Source organism: Aphanothece microscopica RSMan92 (genome assembly GCF_046613545.2).
In the GTDB taxonomy this organism is placed as follows: domain Bacteria; phylum Cyanobacteriota; class Cyanobacteriia; order PCC-6307; family Cyanobiaceae; genus NIES-981.
Genome location: NZ_JBKKKY020000417.1, coordinates 1 through 523, shown reverse-complemented (window position 1 = coordinate 523; position 523 = coordinate 1). Strand labels below are relative to the sequence as shown.

The window sequence follows — 523 nt, the reverse complement described above, 5'->3', positions numbered from 1 at the left end:
CACCGAGGCTGGCGGTGAGCGCCGTGATGTTGACCTGGTGCGTCACCACCACGAGCGCGCCGGGACCCGTCCAATCCAGCAGGATGTCGCGCGCGGCGGCCGTCTGCGCATCGGCGGTGCGACGATCCGCGAAGAAGGAATCGAAGGCGGGCTCGTCCCGCGCCAGGCCGGGGAAGGCGAGGTCCGCCGTCTCCCGCGTGCGGCACCATCGGGAGGTGAGCACGGCGCCCACCGGCGCCGCCTGCGCGCGGAAGGCATCGCCGATTCGCCGCGCCTGTGCCCGCCCCTCGGCATCCAGGTTGCGCTGCGTGGCGCAGTCGCCGAGGCGCATCCCGGCGGGATCGCCGCCACCGGGCGCGATGGCGTGGCGGAACAGCACGAGGCCGCCTTCGCGCAGCACCGCCCAGGCGGCGTCATCGGCGCTGGCCTTGTGGGTGCCGCCCGCGAGGATGGCGGCGGTGGGGAGCAGCAGCGTGTGGCGGCGTGTGACCATGCCGCCGATGTCGTGCCGCGCGCCGCTTCG

General features: G+C 75.1%; 1 protein-coding gene. It reads right to left on the bottom strand.

Going from position 1 to position 523, the window contains the following annotated elements; all coding sequences use genetic code 11:
• On the bottom strand, positions 1 to 523 hold a 523-nt coding region (locus ACLD7X_RS18315; protein WP_425625489.1), incomplete at both ends, for a histidine phosphatase family protein.